At 72.2% G+C, this 19,496-nt stretch carries 20 protein-coding genes and 1 pseudogene; 12 read left to right on the top strand and 9 right to left on the bottom strand.

The features are described 5' to 3' along the window. Positions 1-23 precede the first annotated feature (23 nt). Positions 24-1,232, top strand: a complete 1,209-nt coding sequence (locus tag ACGFIA_RS03465) for a phosphotransferase family protein (protein ID WP_393258303.1) — start codon at positions 24-26, stop codon at positions 1,230-1,232. On the opposite strand, the gene ACGFIA_RS03460 is transcribed toward ACGFIA_RS03465, so the two are convergent. Continuing rightward, positions 1,229-2,089, bottom strand: coding sequence for an AraC family transcriptional regulator (locus ACGFIA_RS03460; RefSeq protein ID WP_357386100.1), 861 nt, complete (start codon positions 2,087-2,089; stop codon positions 1,229-1,231). The two genes, ACGFIA_RS03465 and ACGFIA_RS03460, sit on opposite strands and share 4 nt — an antisense overlap. A 102-nt stretch (positions 2,090-2,191) precedes the next feature. Here ACGFIA_RS03460 and yidD point away from each other — a divergent pair, with 102 nt between their 5' ends. Next, positions 2,192-2,575, top strand: coding sequence for a membrane protein insertion efficiency factor YidD (gene yidD / locus ACGFIA_RS03455; RefSeq protein ID WP_357386098.1), 384 nt, complete (start codon positions 2,192-2,194; stop codon positions 2,573-2,575). 42 nt (positions 2,576-2,617) lie between these two features. On the opposite strand, the gene ACGFIA_RS03450 is transcribed toward yidD, so the two are convergent. Genes ACGFIA_RS03450 through ACGFIA_RS03440 form a run of 3 tightly spaced genes read right to left on the bottom strand, consistent with a single transcriptional unit; the run spans position 2,618 to position 4,074 of the window. Beyond that, entirely contained in the window at positions 2,618-3,352 is a 735-nt protein-coding gene (locus ACGFIA_RS03450) for a YqjF family protein (RefSeq protein ID WP_393258299.1), read from the bottom strand. Positions 3,353-3,383: 31 nt separating this feature from the next. Beyond that, positions 3,384-3,749, bottom strand: coding sequence for a VOC family protein (locus ACGFIA_RS03445; protein WP_357386094.1), 366 nt, complete (start codon positions 3,747-3,749; stop codon positions 3,384-3,386). A 34-nt stretch (positions 3,750-3,783) separates the two neighbouring features. After that, positions 3,784-4,074 (bottom strand): hypothetical protein, encoded by a 291-nt coding sequence (locus tag ACGFIA_RS03440; RefSeq protein ID WP_357386092.1) that lies wholly within the window; start codon positions 4,072-4,074, stop codon positions 3,784-3,786. 320 nt (positions 4,075-4,394) lie between these two features. On the opposite strand from ACGFIA_RS03440, the gene ACGFIA_RS03435 reads away from it, so the two are divergent. Continuing rightward, positions 4,395-6,554, top strand: coding sequence for an MMPL family transporter (locus ACGFIA_RS03435; RefSeq protein WP_393258295.1), 2,160 nt, complete (start codon positions 4,395-4,397; stop codon positions 6,552-6,554). 47 nt (positions 6,555-6,601) lie between these two features. On the opposite strand, the pseudogene ACGFIA_RS03430 reads toward ACGFIA_RS03435, so the two are convergent. From ACGFIA_RS03430 to ACGFIA_RS03420, 3 genes and pseudogenes are all read right to left on the bottom strand, one after another. Further along, positions 6,602-9,022 (bottom strand): annotated as a pseudogene (locus ACGFIA_RS03430) (GNAT family N-acetyltransferase); the annotation flags it as partial. A gap of 173 nt (positions 9,023-9,195) precedes the next feature. Beyond that, positions 9,196-10,095 carry an aminoglycoside phosphotransferase family protein gene (locus ACGFIA_RS03425; protein WP_357386084.1) on the bottom strand — a complete coding sequence of 300 codons (900 nt, stop codon included), beginning with the start codon at positions 10,093-10,095 and terminating at the stop codon, positions 9,196-9,198. Then, positions 10,092-11,519, bottom strand: coding sequence for a helix-turn-helix transcriptional regulator (locus ACGFIA_RS03420; RefSeq protein ID WP_357466833.1), 1,428 nt, complete (start codon positions 11,517-11,519; stop codon positions 10,092-10,094). The genes ACGFIA_RS03425 and ACGFIA_RS03420 overlap by 4 nt, the downstream gene beginning before the upstream one ends. 310 nt (positions 11,520-11,829) lie before the next feature. On the opposite strand from ACGFIA_RS03420, the gene ACGFIA_RS03415 reads away from it, so the two are divergent. The 9 genes from ACGFIA_RS03415 (at position 11,830) to ACGFIA_RS03375 (ending at position 18,010) form a co-directional block, all read left to right on the top strand. Then, positions 11,830-12,060, top strand: a complete 231-nt coding sequence (locus tag ACGFIA_RS03415; RefSeq protein ID WP_357386080.1) for a hypothetical protein — start codon at positions 11,830-11,832, stop codon at positions 12,058-12,060. Further along, positions 12,057-12,299, top strand: a complete 243-nt coding sequence (locus tag ACGFIA_RS03410) for a DivIVA domain-containing protein (RefSeq protein WP_357386078.1) — start codon at positions 12,057-12,059, stop codon at positions 12,297-12,299. Before ACGFIA_RS03415 ends, ACGFIA_RS03410 begins: the two co-directional genes overlap by 4 nt. After that, positions 12,292-12,546 carry a hypothetical protein gene (locus ACGFIA_RS03405; protein ID WP_357386076.1) on the top strand — a complete coding sequence of 85 codons (255 nt, stop codon included), beginning with the start codon at positions 12,292-12,294 and terminating at the stop codon, positions 12,544-12,546. The genes ACGFIA_RS03410 and ACGFIA_RS03405 overlap by 8 nt, the downstream gene beginning before the upstream one ends. A 151-nt stretch (positions 12,547-12,697) precedes the next feature. Then, positions 12,698-13,525 (top strand): SAM-dependent methyltransferase, encoded by an 828-nt coding sequence (locus ACGFIA_RS03400; protein WP_357466837.1) that lies wholly within the window; start codon positions 12,698-12,700, stop codon positions 13,523-13,525. A gap of 129 nt (positions 13,526-13,654) precedes the next feature. After that, a complete protein-coding gene (locus tag ACGFIA_RS03395) occupies positions 13,655-14,947 on the top strand; it encodes an AAA family ATPase (RefSeq protein ID WP_357386068.1) in 1,293 nt (430 codons plus the stop codon). A 75-nt stretch (positions 14,948-15,022) separates the two neighbouring features. Further along, the gene (locus ACGFIA_RS03390) at positions 15,023-15,274 is read left to right on the top strand and encodes a hypothetical protein (RefSeq protein WP_393258288.1); all 252 of its coding nucleotides are present in this window, start codon (positions 15,023-15,025) and stop codon (positions 15,272-15,274) included. A 56-nt stretch (positions 15,275-15,330) separates the two neighbouring features. Then, entirely contained in the window at positions 15,331-15,636 is a 306-nt protein-coding gene (locus ACGFIA_RS03385; protein WP_393258285.1) for a DUF6403 family protein, read from the top strand. Continuing rightward, on the top strand, positions 15,633-16,982 hold the full coding sequence (locus tag ACGFIA_RS03380; RefSeq protein WP_393258282.1) for a hypothetical protein: 1,350 nt from the start codon (positions 15,633-15,635) through the stop codon (positions 16,980-16,982). Before ACGFIA_RS03385 ends, ACGFIA_RS03380 begins: the two co-directional genes overlap by 4 nt. Further along, positions 16,979-18,010, top strand: coding sequence for a hypothetical protein (locus ACGFIA_RS03375; protein ID WP_357386060.1), 1,032 nt, complete (start codon positions 16,979-16,981; stop codon positions 18,008-18,010). Before ACGFIA_RS03380 ends, ACGFIA_RS03375 begins: the two co-directional genes overlap by 4 nt. Positions 18,011-18,037: 27 nt before the next feature. Here ACGFIA_RS03375 and ACGFIA_RS03370 read toward each other — a convergent pair whose 3' ends face one another. Then, the gene (locus ACGFIA_RS03370; RefSeq protein ID WP_357386058.1) at positions 18,038-18,604 is read right to left on the bottom strand and encodes a snapalysin family zinc-dependent metalloprotease; all 567 of its coding nucleotides are present in this window, start codon (positions 18,602-18,604) and stop codon (positions 18,038-18,040) included. 67 nt (positions 18,605-18,671) lie between these two features. Continuing rightward, a complete protein-coding gene (locus ACGFIA_RS03365; protein ID WP_357466848.1) occupies positions 18,672-19,442 on the bottom strand; it encodes an SDR family NAD(P)-dependent oxidoreductase in 771 nt (256 codons plus the stop codon). Positions 19,443-19,496 lie beyond the last annotated feature (54 nt).

The raw sequence follows: 19,496 nt of genomic DNA, 5'->3' as shown, positions 1-19,496 counted from the left end.
GGGTGCCCGGATACCGTCCGGCCGTGTCCCGAACTGTCACGCTGGTCCTGCTCGACGCCGCCGGCCGCCCGCTCGGCGCGCTGCCTCCGTTCGACGTACGGGAGCCGTGGTGGCAGGAGGTCCACTCGATCGTCGACACGGTCCGGCACCGCCACGGTCTGGAGGTCGCCGTGCTGCGGCTGCTCGACGCCGACCGTCCCGCGCCGCCCGGCGGCCACGTCCGCTACCTGGCGCAGACAGTTGACGCCCCTGCCGTACCCCTGGAACCGGCCGCCGTGGACCTCGCGCCGCATCCGCTGCGCCAGCCGTGGGCGCACGCCGGCGGCCCGGCCCGCAGCGTCGCCTGGGCGGCCGGCGAGCTGCGCCGGCTCGGCCGCCGGGTGACGGCGGTGGCGCAGCAGCGCACCTGGAACCTCTCCGCCATCTGGCGCCTGGACACCGACCAGGGCCCGGCGTGGCTGAAGCAGCTCCCCCCGTTCGCCCACCACGAAGCCACAGTCCTGGCCTTCCTCGGTGATCAAGGAGTTGGTGTCGGTGTCGATCTCCCTGATGACCTGAACTCCTTGATCAATGGGCCGGTGATGCTGGCCGCCGACGGGGAGGGGCGGATGCTGCTGGCGGACGTGCCGGGGGAGGACCGGTACGGGGCTGGGGAAGGGGAGCGGGCCGCCATCGCGGCCGGGCATCACCTGGTGCAGCTGCGGGCGTGCGGCAGCGCCGGCGAACTCGTCGCGGCGGGGGTGCCGGACCTGCGCGGGGCGGCACTGGCCGACTGGATCCGGGAACGGCTGGCCGGGCACGACGTGTCGGCCGCCGCCGACCTGCTCGACGGGCTCGACCGGCGGCTGCGGCAGATCGGCGACTGCGGGCTGCCGGACACGCTCGTGCACGGCGACCTGCACCCCGGCAACGTCCGCGGCGACGACGGCGGCCGGACCGTGATCGACTGGGCGGACTCGTTCGTCGGCCACCCCGCCTTCGACATCCTGCGCCTCACCGAGGACATCGACGCGGACGCCGCCGCCCGGCTGGTCGACGCGTGGGCGCGGCGGTGGCGGGCCGACGTGCCCGGCAGCGACCCGCACCGGGCCGTCGACCTGCTCCGGCCGGTCGCGCCGCTGCGGCAGGCCGCCGTGTACGCGATGTTCCTCGCCGCGATCGAGCCGAGTGAACACCCCTACCACGTGCACGACGTGCCGGCCGCGCTGGCGCGAGCGGCGGCCACGCCCTAGACCCGGCGCACCGGGATCCACAACTCCGCGTCGGCGATACCGCCGTCCCCGGCGACCCGGACCCGCGAGATCTCCGGCCCCGGGCGGACCTCGTACGGGTTGGCCGGGAACCACTGGGTGAACACGGCCCGCCACAGGTGCTGCACCGCCACCGGGAACGCACCGGAACTGGAGAACACCGCCCAGTCACCGGCCTCGACCGGCAGGCTGCGCAGGCCGTCCGGCACATCCGCGCCGGTCACCGCCGCGTACCAGTAGTCCAGCTCGGTGCCCTCGGCGCGGGAGCCGGCCAACTCGGCGCTGACGTTGACGATCCCGTGCGGCTCCTGGTCGGACAGCGCCTCGATGCGGCGTACGGTGGCCGGGTCGATGCCCCTGACGAACGCCACGATGTGCGGGTTCATCCCCTCGTGCACGAGCGGCACCCGGGCCGTCAGACCGGCGAGCCGGAAGGCGTCCTTGGTCACGATCCGGTAGTCCATGCTGGTGTTCCCTTCGACGACGAGCCGGAAGGACAACCGGAGCTGGGACCGCAGCACCGCGCCGGCCTGCCGGGCCCGCGTCGGTCCGACGCCGTGTACGGCCCGGAACGCGCGGGCGAACGCCTCGTTCGAGCCGTACCCCCAGCGGACCGCCACGTCGAGCAGCGACTCCCGGCCGGCGAGCACGTCGGCGCCCGCCAGCGTCATCCGGCGGCGACGCACGTACTCCGACAGCGGCAGCCCGGCCAGCGCCGAGAACAGCCGGCCGAAGTGGTGCTCCGACACGCCCGCGATCCGGGCCAGCGCGGCCACGTCGAGCGGCTGGTCGAGCCGCTGTTCGAGGTGTTCCAGCGCCGCGTTGAGCCGATCCAGCACCCGTTCTTCCCTCCTGGTGACGCCGTCGACGCTAGGTTGCCGGCCGCCCGCCGACCCGATCACACCGGACCCGGTCCGGTCGCCTCATCGACAGTGGCGAGGGTGTCGCATCATGACGTGGTGATCTTCCGGAGGCGACACCACAAGAAGAAGAACCGCGGCTGTGACTGCGACGCGTTCGACTGTGAGGCGCTGACCTGCTGCGACCTGGGCATCTTCTCGACCCTGCTCACCCTCGGCTCGGTGACGGCGGGCGTCGTCCGGCGGCCCGCCGTGGACCGCGCCGGCCGGGCCGCCATCCTCGGTTACCGGCGCTGGCTGTCGCACCGCTGGCCGGGCACCTGTCGCTACACGCCGACGTGCAGCGCGTACGGGCTCGCCGCCGTGGAGCGGTACGGGCTGGCGGTGGGCGGCCGGATGGCTGCCGACCGGGTCCGCCGGTGCCGCCACGACGTCCCGCACGGCACCCACGACCCGCTGCGCTGAGCCCGCTCCCCGGCCGGTCGGTCCGCCTCCCGTGCCGGCGGGTCATCCGGCCGAGGTGGGGCCGCCGAAGACGACTGGTACGCCGGGGGAGTAGAGCACGCTCATCGGGGGTCCGTCGGGTGCGGGCAGGCCGCCGGACGTGACCAGCTCGTCGTCCAGGTGCAGCAGTTCGGCGCGGTGCAGCGGCCACTGTGGATGCCAGTTCGGCAGGTGGAGGGTGCGGCCGTACGCGCGGGTGTGCAGGCCCCAGCGGGCGGTGAGGAAGTGCTCCAGCGGCGTCGGCTCGGGGATCGGTGCGCCGACGCGTACCGTCATCCGGTTCGTCGCACCGGCCGGACCGGGCCAGCGGCGACGGCAGCGGTAGGTGAGCGTGTCGCCGGAGCGGTCCAGCCGCATCGCCGACCACTTGTACGGCAGACGCAGGCTCAGCTGGGCCACCAGCACCGGCACCAGCCGGGACGCGTCCAGCGAGCGGAACACGACAGCCCGCCGCCCCGAGCTGTCGACCGAGTAGAGCCGTACGTTGGTCTCCCAGAACGTGCCGAAGTAGGGCACACCCGGGCCGCGGCCGAGACCCACCCCGACCATCTGGAACCCGATCAGCCCGACGTAGGTGAGCCCGTCGAACGTGTCAGGCCGGGTGCCGGCGGGCAGCAGCGGTGCCACCCGTTCCGGCGGGGCCGCCCAGTGCAGGAAGGCGAGGTCGTGCCAGCGCTGGGCCAGCCAGGCCCGGCGGATGGCGCGTACCGGAGCGTGCTCGACCGGTTCGATCTCCACCGGCCCATCCTGACTCCCGGACGCAAGCGACTCACTCCGGGCGGTGGCAGACCGCCTCGACGTTGTTGCCGTCCGGGTCGCGGACGAACGCGCCGTAGTAGGTGGCGTGGTATTCCGGCCACTCCTTCGGCGCGTGCAGCACCTCCGCGCCGGCCGCCACAGCCGCGTCGTGGAACGCGCGCACCGTGGCACGGTCGCCGGCGGTGAACGCGATGTGCACAGGCACCGGCGTGGCACCTGACGGCGCGGGCTCGACCCAGAAGTCGGGCGCGTCGACGCCGTAGCCGATCGGGCCGGGCTCCATCAGCCGGCGAGCGCCCAGCGGGGCGAGCACGGCGTCGTAGAAGGCGCCGCTGGCCGCCAGGTCGCGCACCGCTATGGACAGGTGGTCGAGCACGTCGCCTCCCGGGGTCGTCGATGACCGCGCCAGGCTACGAGCCGCCTACGACACTTCCGCCGGCGTGAGGGACGCGCGCCGTCTGCGCCAGCAGCGCGCCGAACACGACGGCGAGCCCGCCGATCACGTAGCCGCGCCGCGCCGCCGGACGCTCCCGGACGCGGAGACGGCCGCGAGCGGCGTACCCGATCAGCGACCCGGCCACCGCGAGCGCCGCGCCGCCGAGCAGCGCCCGCCCCCAGCGGGCCTCGCCGGTCAGCGGGACCACCCACCGGAAGAACGCCAGCGACACGGCGAGCAGCGCGATGGCGGCCAGCGTGGACACGCCGACGGCCGGGCCGGGGCGCGAGGGCTGCCGGGCCCGCCAGCACGGCGGCGAGTACCGGTGACGCGAGCACGGGCCACCACAGCGCGGTGGAGACCGGCTGGTCCTCCTCCCACCTGTGGGTCCACTCGAAGAAGACCAGCGGAGCCGGCATGGTCGCCGCCAACCACGCACTCAGCACTCCGGGACCGGGCATCCGCATGCTCATCAGCCGATCCTGCGCCACCCGGATCATCGACGAAAGTCCGCGAGCCGTCCGAAAGGGATCGCTCACGCAGCGTAGTATCGGGCGTGACACAGCCGAACACACGGGGGAAACGATGTTCGAGCGCCTGGGCAGATTCGTCGTGGGCAAGGCATGGTGGGTGATCGGTGGCTGGGTCGTCGCCGCGATCGCGATCATCGCCGCGAGCCCGTCACTGAGCGACATCACCTCCGCCGACCAGGAGAGCTTCCTGCCGCGCTCCTACGAGTCGGTGCAGGCCACCGAGCTGGGGGCGAAGTCGTTCCCGCAGGCGGCCACCGCCACCGCCACGGTCGTCGTCAAGCGCGGCGACGGCAAGCCGCTGACCCCGGCCGACGAGGCGCGCGTGGGGCAACTCGCCACCGCGCTCAAGGCCCGGAACATCCCGCAGACCTCCGGCTACCTGACCGGCCCGCAGGCGGTCGCGCCGGACAGGTCGGTGCAGGTGGTCACCGTCGGTCTCGACGCCGACAGCCCCGACGACCCGGGCCTGCTCGACGCCGTACGCGACCTGCGCACCGCCCTCGGGCCGGACCTGGCCGGCAGCGGCCTGACCGCCGGGGTGGCCGGCGACGTGGCGAGCTTCGTGGACAACGAGGACACGTTCAACGACGCCTTCGCCGTCGTCGGCATCGCCACCATCGTCTTGATCATCGGGCTGATCCTGATCATCTTCCGCAGCCCGATCGCCGCGCTGTTGCCCGTGGTGGTGATCAGCGTCGTCATGTCCGTCACCACCGGGCTGGTCGCCGCCGCCGGCAAGGCGTTCGACCTCAACGTCAGCCAGGACCTGCAGACCATCCTGCTGATCGTGCTGTTCGGCATCGGCACCGACTACATCCTGTTCCTGCTGTTCCGCTACCGGGAGCGGCTACGCGCCGGTGACGACAAGCGCACCGCGATGGTCGTCACGGTGCAGCGGGTCGGCGAGGTCATCACGTCCGCCGCCGGTGCGGTGATCGTGGCGTTCCTGGTGCTGCTGCTCGCCTCGCTCGGCTTCTTCGGCTCGCTCGGCCCGGCGCTCGCCATCGCCGTCGGCGTCATGCTCGTCACCTCGCTAACGCTGATCCCGGCGCTCGTGTCGCTGCTCGGCCGGTGGGTGTTCTGGCCGTCGAAGGCGTGGCAGCGCGTACCGAAGGCGACCCTGTCCCGGCGGCTCGGCGCCGCCGTCGGCCGCCGCCCGGCGGTCGTCGCCGCGGCCTCCGGCGCGCTGCTCGTCGCGCTCGCCGCCGGGGTGCTCGGCTACAAGGCCGACTACGACTTCGGTGCCGGCTTCCCGCAGGACACCGAGTCGGCGCGAGCCGCCACGGACCTCCAGCGCGGGTTCGCCGCCGGGGCGCTCGCGCCCACCGAGGTCTACCTGACCACCGGCAACGGCACCCCGCTCACCGAGCAGCAGGTGAACGACTTCGCCGCCGCGTCGGCGCGGGCACCGGGCGTCGGGCGGGCACAGCCACCGGAGCGCAGCGCCACCGACCCGAGCGTCGCGCGGATCAACCTGCTGCTGGACGAGAACCCGATGTCCAACGAGGCGATCACGCTGGTGCGCGACGACCTGCGGGACGCGGTGCACGAGGCGGCTCCGCCCGGCACAAAGGCACTGGTCGGCGGCACCACCGCGATCTTCGCGGACATCAACTCGGCGAACAACAGGGACCTGTCGGTCATCCTTCCGGTCGCCGCCGCCCTGATCGCGCTCATCCTCGCGTTGCTGCTGCGCAGCCTCGTCGCGCCGGTCTACCTGGTGATCGCGGTGCTGCTCAACTTCGCTGCCACGCTCGGCGCGACCGTGTACGTGTTCCAGGGGCTCCAGGGCAATCCCGGCGTCACGTTCCAGTTGCCGATCATCCTCTACCTGTTCGTGGTGGCGATCGGCACCGACTACAACATCCTGATGATCGCCCGGCTACGCGAGGAGGCACGCGAGGGCCACGAACCGCACCGCGCCGCCGCGATCGGGGTGGAACACGCCGGCCCGACGGTCGCCGCGGCCGGGCTGATCCTGGCCGGCACGTTCGGGGTGCTGATGCTCGCGCCGATCTCGTTCCTCCAGCAGATGGGCTTCGCGGTGGCGATCGGGATCGTGCTGTCCGCGTTCGTCATGTCGATGTTCTTCGTACCGGCGCTGACCGGGCTGATCGGTCACAAGGCGTGGTGGCCGGGGCATGGTGACGAACGGCGCAACGGTGGCGGCCGGCACGCGGCACCCGAGACGGCCGACGCCGCCCCGGTGTGACCGGCACGTCCGCCCCGGCGCGGTGCTCTTTCCGCGCCTATCGGATATCAGGCGGCGATCGCCCGGGCGGCGGCGTACATGTCGGCGGGGAGCGGATGCCGCAATTCCCAGAGGATGCGCATCGGCCGGTCACCGGTGTGCTCCTGGTACGTCATCGGGCCGGCGTACAGGTACGGCGGTGCGCCCAGGTCACGGTCGGCGATCTTTGTCTCGCGGACGAACAGGTGCACCGTCGAGCCCTGCGCGACGTGGTTGACGTACCGCTGACCAGTGGCCGAGCCCGACGAAGTGGTGCTCTGCGACTCCCACTGGAAGAGCCGGTCGGTGATGGCGCGGTCGGCGTACATGGTGGTGGGGGAGTAGTGCTCCTCCGACTTCACGAGCGTGACGAAGAACAGATCCGCGCGCTCGTCCGGCAGCCACTTCACGCCCTCGCGCAGCGAGCCCGGGTTCGTCATGCCGAATGCCGCGCACGCCTCGTTACGGCTGTAGCGGGCGTGCACCCGCAGAGGGACCCGGCCGGCTGCTGGCCGCTCGGTGACCCGGTGGATGCGGTCGCGCAGCACGTCGGCGACCTGCCGCAGCTCGGCGCAGCGCTCCGGCTCCGCCCACAGCCGCCGGAGCCGGGCGTCGCGTTCGGTCAGCGGCACCGATGGCCCCCACAGGCTGAAATGCAGCATGTCGAACAGTCGCCCCGCGGCGGGGCGCTGGCCGGCGGCGACCCGGGCGATCAAGTCCAGTCGATCGACATCGTCGGTGTGGAGCATCCGGCCGATCGACCGGCCCAGGTCGCTGTCGTCGGGGCCGCCTTCGGCCGGGTCGAGTCCGGCGAGGCGCCGCAGTCCGGCCCAGCCACCGACGCTCGCCGACCGGTAGACGTCCTCGATCTCCAGGCCGGTCTCGCGCAGGAAGTCGGACAGGCTCACGTCACCGAGCTGCCGGAGTTCCGCCACCAGCGCGTTCTTCGACGTCGGCAGCGCCGACTTGAGATTGGCGAGCACGATCTCCTTCGCCACCCGGTCCAGCTCGATGTGGCAGCCGCTGGGCAGCGAGGGGAAGTCCTCCCGGACGGCGGTCTCGACCGTCCGGCGGCTGACCCCGGCGAGCGCCCGCCAGCGCAGGTCGAACCGGAAGTTCGCGTGCTGCCCGCCGATGAAGTCGAGCACCGTCAGGCACGGCTTGTCGTCGTCGAGCCGCAGGCCCCGGCCGAGCTGCTGGAGGAAGATGGTGGCGCTCTCGGTGGGGCGCAGCATGAGAATGGTGTCGACCATCGGCAGGTCGACGCCCTCGTTGAACAGGTCGACTGTGAAGAGCGCCTTCAGCTCGCGCTTGCGGAAGCGGTCGATCAGCGCGTGCTGCTCTGGCCGGTTGACTCTTGATGTCACGGACGCCGCCGGCACACCGTGCCGGGTGAACCAGTCGGCCATGAACTCCGCGTGCCCGATGCTCACGCAGAAGCCGAGCGCGCGCATCCGTCCGACATCAGCGATGCGCCGGACCGCGTGCAGGATGAGCCGCGCCCGCGCATGGTTGCCGGTGTAGACGCCGTCGAGGTCCCCCTTGTCGTACCCCTGTCCGCGCTTCCACCGCACCCGCGCCAGGTCCACGTCGTCGTGCAGCCCGAAGTATTGGAACGGTGCCAGCAATTGTCGTTCGAGGGCTTCCCACAGGTGCAACTCCACCGACGCGCGACCGTCGAACCACCGGCGCACGTCGGCGCCGTCGCTGCGCTCGGGGGTAGCGGTCAGACCCAGGAGTACGCGCGGTCGAAGCCGCTCCAGCAACGCCGTGTACGTCGGTGCCTCGGCGTGGTGGAACTCGTCGACGATCACCATGTCGTACGCCTCGGGGGCGATCTCCTGCCGGTACAGCGACTGGATCGACGCGAAGACGTGCTTCCATCCCTGCGGCCGGTCGCCTTTGACCAGCGTCTCACCGAACGTGCCGTTGCCCATGACCTGGCGGAACACCGACCGGCTCTGCCGCAGGATCTGCTCCTGGTGCGCGACGAAGAGCAATGAGTCGACATGACCGGCCCGCCGCAGCCGGCGGTAGTCGAGCGCCGCCACCACCGTCTTTCCGGTGCCGGTCGCCATCACCACCAGGTTGCGCCAGCGACCGTGCACCAGACGCTCGGCGTCCCAGGAGTCATACGCCTGCTGGGCGGCAGTGTTGTCGGGGCGTACGAGCAGTGTGGCCCTCTCTTCTCGCCGAGTGCTCAGCAGCCGGTCGTGGAGCGCCCGCGCGATACCCCGGCGCTGCCACGATCGCCGCACCAGCAGTTCGCAGACTGCGAAAGTCCGGTGCCCGTTCTCGTCAGTGAAGCCCTCCGGCACCGGCTCGTGGATGCCGCTCCACCAGGACGTATCGGCTGCGAGCGGGAAGCCGTAGACGTAGCCGACCAACTCGTCTTCGACGCGGGCCGACACCAGCTCCCAACCCTGCCGGGGCATGTGTGCCGCGAGCTGCCGTTCGTACCGCTCAGCCGTGTAGCGCGGACCGTCGGCGGCGTGCGCGTCGAGGTACACGTCCACAAGCTGGCCCACCAATCCCTCGGCCTCTGCTGCGGTCTGGTGGCGTAGTCGTAGATGCTCCCGCACGAGCACAGGATCTCATCGGCCAGCGGTCGCTCATCGAGGGCTCAGACGAGATCAGCGAATGGTCTCCAACGTAGACCGTTCACGCCCTTTGCAATTGACGTCAAGCGGTTGGAGAATTCGGCCGCAACCCTCGATGAGCTTGTGAGAAGCGGCGTGGCAGCGGCGATCATCTTGAGCTCGCGGGCTTCCCGCAGTAGTGGCCAGTCGCGGTCGGACGTCACGTCATATCCGTACGCTTCGGCGAGCGCACGATGCGCCCCGGTCTTGCCGAAGCGGGCCTCGCCCACAGCGACCGCGGCCAGGTCCACCTGCCACGGCCCGAGGCAGGTGGCGTCGAAGTCGCAGAGCAGGATGCGACCTGATGCATCCCGTAGCAGGTTGCCGACGTGGGCATCCCCGTGGATGAGCGAGTGTGGTGCACGCTGCCGCAGGTCGGCGACAGGTGGCTCCAAGCGGTCGCACCACTCCACCAGATAGTCGTGGTCCTCGGTGCTCAGCCCGTCGGCATCCGCCAGGCGTCGACGTGCGTCCCCGATCGGGTCCCAGGCTGGCAACGGGAAAGGCGGAGGTCCAAGCGTATGAAATCGCCGCAGTGCCGAGCCGAGGTCATCCACAGTTGGAACAGGTGCGGTGGCTGGCACATAGGTCCACACCGAGGCCACCAAGTCGCCGACTTCGACCGGCTGTGTCACGCCCGGCACCAGCCGGATCGTCGGCGCGTCCAACTCGGCGAACCATCGCGCCAGTTGAACGACCTTCCGCACTCGGTCTCTGAGTCGGTGCGTTCGTGCGATCCGGATGACAAGCCCGGAGTCCGGCAGCGCGAACACGGCGTTGTTTGTCAGCCGCAGGAGCTGGGCATTCTCGGCCGGCACCTCAAGCTTGCCGGCGATCTCCCGCATGGCTCGGGTCATCGCCTCTTCCGAGAACCGGCCACTCATATCGCGGCCGCAGCTCGTGCGATGAGCGTCCGTTCGAATTCGGCGACGACCGGAAGGTGACGGTGCCGTCCGAGGTCGCGACGCAGATTGACTACTCGGTCGACCACTCGACTGGAACTCAAGGCACGTGACTGTTCCACCACGCGCATGCCGACAGTGACCGCCCGCTCGGGCTCATCGGCGAGGAAGAACGCGCTGCACAAGCCGACCTCGTTCAGGACCATGCTGCGGACGTTCGCCGGTCCGAAGGCGACGATCGCTTCCTCGACGCTCCGTACGGCCTGCGTCGCCTGCGTTCTGGACTGCCGGGCCATGTCGCGGTACACGCGACCGTACTGGGCGAGCAGTTCACCGCGGTCGTAGAAGGCCATCCACGCCGGCTCACGCTCGGGATCCACACGCTCGAACTGATCACTGGCCCGACCGAGAAGGGTGAGCGCGTTGCTGTGGTCGCCGAGCGCGGCTGTCGAGGCAGCCTCCGCGCCCCAGAGCAGCGCCCTCACCCCCGGGGTTGCCCGCGATCCCAGCTCCGAGTGGGCCAGACGCAGAGCGGCTAGGGCGTCCTGGTTGTGCCGAAGGTGTTGTAGCTGCTTGGCCTGCGAGTATCGAATCAGGGCCGCTAGCTGAGCATCGTCAGCGGTTGTTGCCGCCCGCTCGCCGGCAGCGAAATGCCGTTGGGCGTCGGCGTGCCGGCCTGCGTCGAGCGCGGTCCAGCCCGCCAGTTGACGAGCCGCCGCTACCGCCGCGACCAGGCGCGGTGTCAATCCGGCCGAATGCGACCAGTCGAGCATGCGGTACACCGACTCCGCGAACCGGGCTACCTCCCGATAGAGCAGGCCACCGCCGCATTCGTAGTCGACTGACCGATAGAGCTCCAGCACCGCGTTCAGCCGAGACACGTCCGCACTGCCGATGCGGCGGGGCCGGGGTTCCTCACCGACGCCGACCAGTCCGGCTCCCGCCGACACCGCCGCGATGCCGGCCAAGAGTGTTCGCCGTCCCAGGTCCGGTGCTGCGTCTGCCCGGGCGCTCGTCGGGGAGCCCGGACCGACTGCGAACCAGAGCGATTTCGGCGGGATGCGGAGCACTGTCGCCCAATGCGTCAGCCGGTCGAGATGCACCTGGGCAGGCCCGTTCTCGATCCGGCTCAACTGCGCCTGTGTGATTCCCAGCCACCCGGCGACGACGCTCTGCGGCAGAGGGCTCCGCCCGTGGTACGGGTGGTGCCGGTACGCACGGATCACCCGCCCGAGGTGCCGCCCGGCCAGCGCCGTCCGTACCGGCTCATGGTCCCAGAACGAATCGGGTACGGCGGGCGGCGTGCTGAGGCGGTCACGTTCGGCGGCCTGACAGGGCGCGCAGCGTCCCGTGCCGTTGTCGCGTGCCAGGCGGCCGCCGCAGCGGGGGCAGTTCGCAGGTGTCACCGGCAACCTCGCCGTTCGCGGAGAACCTGTGTCCGAAGTCGAGCCTAGTCATTCAACCCGTTGCGGAGCGGCCCGGTATACGCACCGTGCATATCATCGACTGTTTCGTCTCGATTACTGACCGTATGTGTTGGACGCATGGCGGCCACGATCAACAGGGCATGCGCCGCCTGCTGAGAAGGACTGAAGGTCGGCTCATGGCCCGGGGCGGGTGCTGGGCTCCGGCGGCACCGCATCCCCGATCGCGGCTTCCGCCGTCCCCGCCCGCCCCGGCGCCACTCCACGAGACCCGACCCGGAGGCGCCTGCCGATGTCCCCCGTACTCGCCGACTTCCCCGTCCTCATCCCCGTCACCGACGAGGATCTGCTCGTCGCCGCGCTTGCGGTGCGCGTACACGTGCCCGAGCACTGGCCGCAGGGGCCGCTGTGCCGCAGCGAGCGCGTCCCGTACCCCTGCCGGCTGGCCCGGTGGGGGAGGGCGACGCTCACCGCGGCCGGGCTGCCCGACGAGGCCGTGGCGGTTGCGATGGTGGCGTCGTGATCTACGTGACCGGGGAGCGGGTGCAGGCGTACCAGGTGCGCAGCGCGGTGTTCGACACCCGCTGGCGTGGGTTGGACCCGACGCAGGTGCACGACTACCTGTGCCGGGTCGCCGACGAGATCGACCGGCTGCACCGGGAGTTGACCACGGCGCGCACAGAGTCGGAACGGGTCCGCCAGGCGCTGCGGCAGTGGCAGTCCCGCCACAACGGCTGCCGGCGACGCGGCCACGATGAGTGAGCCGCGCTGGATCATTCACCTGCCGACCACGCTGACGTGCCGCGACGCCGCCGCCGAGTTGGCCACCGCGCTCGCCCGTTCGCTCGGGCATCTGGATGCGGTCGACTTCGGTGAGACGACGCTCAGCGAGGAGGACGCCCAGCACGTGCGGTACCGGCTCTGGTGCGATGTGCGGCTGTCCGACGGTGAGCGCTGCCGATTGCGCGATGGTCACGGCGGGCTGTGCGGGGCAACGGAGCTGCGCTGACTCCGATGCTGCTTCGGCGTGTCGATTGGCGTTCGTCCTGGTGACGGGCCGGTCCGCTGGGAGCGATCCCAAACCGGGCGACCATCCACCCTGTACGGTCGCTACACTCCCCGAAAACGCCCGGAACCGTCCACGGAGCCTGGAGACGCCTGTGACCCGCGACAAGGCCGCACCGCCCGGAATCGACGTCACCATTCCCAGCGTGGCCCGGGTCTACGACTACTTCCTGGGCGGCAAGGACAACTTCGAGGTCGACCGGAAGGTCGCCGAGCACGCCCTGCAGATCACGCCGGACGGGCCGGCCGCCGGCCAGGCGAACCGCGCCTTCCTGCGCCGGGTGATCCGCCATCTCGTCACCGAGGCGGGCATCGACCAGTTCCTCGACATCGGGTCTGGCCTGCCCACCCAGGGCAACGTGCACGAGGTCGCCATCGAGCACAACCCGGCCGCCCGGGTCGTGTACGTGGACAACGACCCGATCGTCCTGGCGCACGGGCGGGCGCTGCTCGCGGCGGAGGGCACCGCGACGGTGATCCAGGCCGACATCCGGGAGCCGGAGGAGATCCTCAACGATCCGGACGTCCGCCGGTTCCTCGACTTCGACCGTCCGATCGGTCTGCTGCTGTTCGCGATCCTGCACCACATCGGCGACGACGAGGATCCGCGATCCGTGGCGGCGGCGCTGATCGACGCGCTGCCGTCCGGCAGTTACGTCGCCATCTCGCACTTCCGTGACCCGGGCGAGCGGGATCCGGAGGGTTCCCGCAAGGCCCGCGAGGTCGAGCGGGTGTTCAACGAGTCGCTCGGCACCGGCCGCTGGCGTACCGACGAGGAGATCCTTGCCTTCGCCGATGGGCTGACGGTGCTGGAGCCGGGCCTGGTGCCGCTGGCGGAGTGGCGTCCGGACCCGGACGCGCCCGCCCCGCAGCAGACCGACACCTACCACACCTTCGTCGGACTGCTCGCCCGCAAGCCGTAGGCGCCCGCTCGCGGACACCGCGAGCCCTCGACGGTACGACCCGAAGCGCAGGTGCCGGAGCCGCGCCCAGGTGGCACGTGTTAAGAAGGGGCCCCGCCTCTACCGGAGACGTTAAAAGGGGGCCCTTCCTTGCACGAAGCCGAGCAGGTGATCCAGCGTGTGCTGCGGGATCTGCGCGACGGCACGCACCGCGGCGTCGTCGTGGACTCGCCACCCGGCGCGGGGAAGTCGACCCTCGTGGTCCGCGCCGCGATCGAGACGGCCGCCACCGGCGACCCGCTGATGATCGTGGCGCAGACCAACGAGCAGGTGGACGACCTCATCGACCGGCTCGGCCGGAAGGCGCCGGAGCTGCGCGTCGGGCGGCTCTCCGCGACCGACTACCGGCCCACCGAGCGGGTCACCGCCCACCCGGCGGTCCGGGTCGCGGCGAAGGTCGCCGACCTGGGCGGTCCGGCGGTCACCATCGGTACGGCGGCGAAGTGGGCCACTGTCACCGAGGGCAGCTGGCCGTGGGCGATCGTGGACGAGGCGTACCAGATGCGCGCGGACGCGCTGCTGCGTGTGGCGGGACGGTTCGAGCGGGCGCTGTTCGTCGGTGACCCGGGGCAGCTCGATCCGTTCAGCACCGTGGAGACGTTCCGCTGGACCGGTCTGACCTGGGACCCGATGCAGTCGGCGGTGGCCACGCTGCTGCGCCACAACCCGGAGCTGCCGGTGCACCGGCTGCCGGTGTCGTGGCGGCTGCCCGACTCGGCGGCGCCTGTGGTGTCCGCCGCGTTCTACCCGTTCACCGGGTTCCGCGCCGGGACCGGGCCGGCCGACCGGGCGCTGACGTTCACCGAGCCGGGCACGGGTGACGCCTACGACGCGTCGGTCGAGGTGGCCGCCGCGACCGGCTGGGCGTTGCACGAACTGCCGGCCCGGCACACCGTGCGTACCGACGCCGAGGCCGCTGCGGCCTGCGCGGAGCTGGCGCTGCGGGTGCTGGCGCGCGGCGCGGTCGCGGTGAGCGAGGCCGCGCCGGGTGGGGCGCCGGTCACCGCGGACCGGATCGCCGTCGGGGCCGCGCACCGCGACCAGGTCGCGGCCATCCGGTCCCGGCTGGGCGCGGCCGGGGCGGGCATCACCGTGGACACCGCCAACCGGCTCCAGGGCCGGGAGTACGACGTGACGATCGTGCTGCACCCGCTCTCCGGCCGGCGTGACGCCACGGCGTTCCACCTGGAGTCGGGGCGGCTCTGCGTGCTCGCGTCGCGGCACCGGCACGCCTGTGTGGTGGTGGCGCGGGCCGGGATCGGTGAGCTGCTCGACGCGTACCCGTCGACCGAGCGGGTGCACCTGGACGTGCCGGTGAAGTTCCCGGACGGTTGGGAGGCCAACCAGACGGTGCTGACCCACCTCGATGCGCACCGGGCGTGACGAGGGGCCGTCGCGGCATCATCGGCGGACCGTTCGGGTCTTCCGGCTTTTCCGGGCGGTGGGCACGATGGCCGGATGCATCCTCACGACCCCTACCAGCAGGATCCGTACCAGCAGCAGCCGTACCAGCAGCAGCCGTACCAGCAGCAGCCGTACTATCCGCCGGCGTACGTGGAGCAGCCGAGCGAGGGGATGAGCAGGTGGGCGGTCATCCTCTGGGTGACGGTGCCGGCGCTGCTGGTGATCCTGTGCTGTGCGGGGTGTGTCGTCTCCGGGTTCGCGGGCGGGTTCATGGAGGGCTTCAACGAGGGCCGTTCGTCGTCGTAGGCGCCGCACCGCCGCCTCGGCGCGCGGCGCTGGCGCCGGTGCGTTAGACATGGATCATGACCGCGAGCGTGCTGCCCTGGCTGGGCGGGGGCCTGGTGGCGGTGGCCGCCGGTTTCCTCGCCGTTCTGCTGCCCCGGCGTCGCGCCCGGGCCGACGGCCGGCGGGTCGCCTGGTCGTCGGCGCGGGCGGCGATCCACGACGCCACGGTCAGCAGGGACGCCGCCCCGGTGGCCGTGCCGGAGGCCGAGCGGCTGCTGGCCCGCGCCGAGCTGCTCGCCGCCGGGGGCGGCGGCGCCGACGCGGCCCGCGCGGCGGCCGAGCACGCCCGCCGCGCCGACGAGCTGTGGCGGGCCGGGCGATGACCGGGGTACGCCGGGAGCTGCTGCGCTGGTCGCTGCTGGCCGCCGCGGCGGCGGTGCTCGTGGTGTTCCTGGTGGCGCAGCGGCAGAGCGTGGAGGTCAGTTACGGGCGTTCCCCGTCGAGCGCCGCGTTGCCCGAGGGCTCGGCCGGGGAGCTGAGCGACGCGAGCGTGCCCTCGGTCGAGGAGATGACCGCGCTGGTGGCGGCCGACCCGGTGGTCCGGCTGCCGGGTGCGGTCGCGCGCTGGGACGAGCAGCGGGTCCGGGCCGCCATCGGTGACCGGGGCACCCGCATCCTGGTCGCCCCGCCCGGTCTGGACGAGGCCGAACGCCGGCGGGTGAAGGACGTGGAGAACGCCGAGATCCGGATCGTCGGCACCGAGGTCAGCGGCGGCATCTACGTGGCCTCGCCGGACGACGTGCCGGGCTGGCGGGCCCGGTTCGCCACCCGCGACGTGACCGGCCCGCTGCTCACGCTGCTGGCCACGCTGCACGAACAGTCCCTCCCGCCGGATCGCGACGACCTGCGCTGGCGCGAACCGGCCGGCCCGGAGCTGGCTCCGGTGGTCGCCGCGCTGCGGGCCACCGGCCGGTACGTGGGCCCCGGCGCCACGCTGGCCCGGCTGCCGGAGAAGGCCGCGGGCACCGCGTTCCCGGACGGGGCCTGGTTCGTGGTGCTGCCCGCCCAGCCGTACGGGGAGCCGCTGCCCGCGTACGGGCCGGCGCTGCACCGGCTCGCCCCGGACCAGCCGCTGGTGGTGATGTACGGCGACTGGATCGAGTACCACGGTCCGGACGCGGCGGAGTTCGCCGAGGTGGCCACCGCGAGCTTCTACGCCCAGTTCGGCGGGCGGATCGGCCGGTACGCCTACCCCCAGCAGAACGTGCTCGGCACCTTCCTGGCCCAGGTCACCGACGTGCGGTACGCGGGGCTGTTCGATCGTCCGCTGCCGTACCGGCCGTTCGACCCGCTGCGGGTGGCGTTGCCGGCGCTGCCCTGGCTCTTCGCCGTTTGCGTGGCGGGTTTCGTGGTGCTGTCCATCCGTACCGTGCGGGGGTCCGGCGGCAGCCCGGCCGACGTGGGTCCCGCCGGCACGACGGCCCGGCTGGCCGGGCTCTCCGCGTTGGCGGTGGAGTTGTCGCTGCTCACCGACGCACGCAGTGATCCGGCGCTGGTCCGGGGCGTGGGCCGGTTGCGGGCGGCCCGGGACGCGCTCGACGAGGGGCTGCCCGACCGGCACGTACGCGGACTGCTGGCCGACGCGGCGGCCGAGCTGGACGACGTGGCCCGGGACGTGCGGATGCCCGGCTACCGGCCGGACGTCTACCTGCGGGCGAGGCTGTCGTGAGCCGCGTCGCGAACCGGCCCGGGCGGGCGGTGGCCCCTCGTGGCGTGGCGGCGACCGGTCCGCGCCGGCTGCTCGGCCGCCTGATCGGCACCGCGTTCGGCCGGGCGGCGCTCGCCTGCCTGGCGCTGGCCGGCTGGGCGCTGTGGACCGGTGGCATCCTGGACGGGCCGGTCGCCCGGCAGGTGCGCGGCTCGTCTGTCTACGCGGCCCCCGGTGTGGACCTGGACCGTGCCGCCGCCGAACGGGTCATCGGCAACCGGCGGCTGGTGGTGCTCATCATGGAACCGGGCGCCGATCTGCGCGAGGCGTGCGCCGACACCGAGCGCGCCGCCCAGGGCACGCTGGTGCTGGCGATGAGCCGCGACGGCGAGGACTGGGACACCTACGGCTGTTCCCGCCTCGGCGGTGACCTCGGCCGGGCCGTGGTCACCGAGACCACCATCGGCAGGGGCGTGGACGCGTTCGTGGACCGGCCGGTCGAGGCGCTCAAGGTGATCGTGCTCAACTACGACCGGCTGGTCCGGGCCGGTCTGGTGCCGGACGGTGCTCGTACCATCAGCCCGTCGCTGCCCCGGTATCTGCTGGCCGGCGGCGCGGTGGCCGGGGTCGTCGCCGGTGCGGCGGTGCTCTGGTTCGGCGGCCGGCGGGCGGGCCGGCTGGCCGACGCGCGGCGGGCCGGGCGGGACGCGCGCGCCGACGAGCGGGCCGCGCTCGGCGCCGCCACAGCGGTCCTCGCCCAGCAGATCATCGACCTGGACGGGCGCGCGGGGCCGGTCGCCCCGGCCTACCGGCGGCTGGCCGCCGACTACGTCGGCCTGCTCGACGAGGTGTCCGGGCTGGACGGAGACGCCGGGGCGGTGCGCCGGCTCCGCGAGCGGGTCGAGGAACTGAGCGACCGCGCCGCGGCGCTCGCCGACGACGCCGCGTCCGGCCGGCGCGCGGGTGGCCGCAAGCCGGAGAAGGCGGCGGCCGGGAGGCCGGACAAGGCGGCGGGACGGCGTGGGACGCGCGGACGGGGCCGGCGGTGACCCGCCGACCCCGTCGTCACCGTGCCGTCAGCGCTGGGCGCCCACCGTCGCGGCGGCCGGCCAGCTGCCGGTGAAGACCTGGGCGGGCGTCGCGCTGCGGGCCGCGAAGCCGAACAGCGAGTCGACCCGGGAGGCCTCGGCGGAGCTGGGGTACGGGTTGGTGCAGCTCGTGCCGGCGCTGCCGCCGGACATCAGGATGGCGCAGTTGCCGTTGTAGTTGTCCGGCAGGCCGAGGATGTGGCCGATCTCGTGCGTCATGATGCGCAGTGCCGAGTACTGCTGGGCCTGGTTGTAGTCGATCACCACGCGGCCGTTGCCGAGGCTGGTGCGCTGGGCGTACGAGCCGCCGCCGTAGGTGTAGGTGATCCGCAGGTTGGACCCGCACTGCGCCATGTTGATGTTGTTGGTGTAGTTGTTCCAGATCGCCGCCGCCTGCACCGCCGTGTTGGCGAACGGGCCGGCCTGGCTGATGTTGTAGCAGACGTTGCGGACGGCGGCGGAGGCCGGAGCCGGGTTGACGGCTACCGCGCCGAGCGCTGCCAGTGTCGCGGCCGCGAGGGTGGCGAGGATCCGGGACAGCTTGGGCTGACGCATGGTTCACACTCCTTGGGATGGGGGGTGAGCGGAACGCCGCAAGCCTATAGATAGCCGTCTATCGATATCAAGGGGTGGACGCGTGCGGGTCGGCCGCGTTGATCGCGGCCACGACCTTGTCGTAGTCCCCACGCGCCTCGGCGTGACGAAGGAACTTCACCCGCTCGACCTGGATCTCCGTCGCGTCCGGCTGCGCCTCCAGCAGCGACATCACCTCGGACACGAACTCGTCCAGCGGCATCGCCGTCTCGTTTGTGTCGTGGCCGGGCAGGAGTTCGGTGCGCACCGCAGGTGGCACCAGTTCCAGCACCCGTACGCCGGTGCCGGCCAGGTTCAGCCGGATCGACTCGCTGAGCATGTGCATCGCCGCCTTGGAGGCGTTGTAGCTCGGCGTGACCCGCAGCGGCACGAACGCCAGGCCGGAGGAGACGGTGAGGATGGTGGCGTCGTCGCGCTGCCGCAGGTGCTCGACGAACGCGGCGATCAGCCGGATCGGGCCGAGCACGTTCGTGGTCACCACCTCCTCGGCCGAGGCGAGGAAGGTGTCCGGCGAGCGCCAGTCCTCGATCCGCATCACGCCCGCCATCGTCACGAGGACGTTGAGGTCCGGGTGCCGGGCCAGCACCCGGTCGGCGGCGGCGGCGATGCTCGCCGGGTCGGCGGTGTCGATCGTGACGGTGTCCAGGCCGGGGTTCGCGGCGGCGATCTCGTCGAGCAACCCGGTACGCCGGCCTCCGACGATCACCGTGTTGCCCCGGTCCCGCAGGGCGAGCGCCAGGGCCAGGCCGATTCCGCTGGTGGCGCCGGGAATGAAGATCGTGTTTCCGGAGATGTCCATGCGCCAAGCCTGCGGTGCGCGGCGGCGCGGGTGAAGAGATCCCGGATCGGGGGA

It is taken from the genome of Micromonospora sp. NPDC049203 (genome assembly GCF_043197215.1).
Taxonomy (GTDB): Bacteria; Actinomycetota; Actinomycetes; order Mycobacteriales; family Micromonosporaceae; genus Micromonospora.
This window is presented reverse-complemented; position numbering and strand designations above follow the sequence as displayed.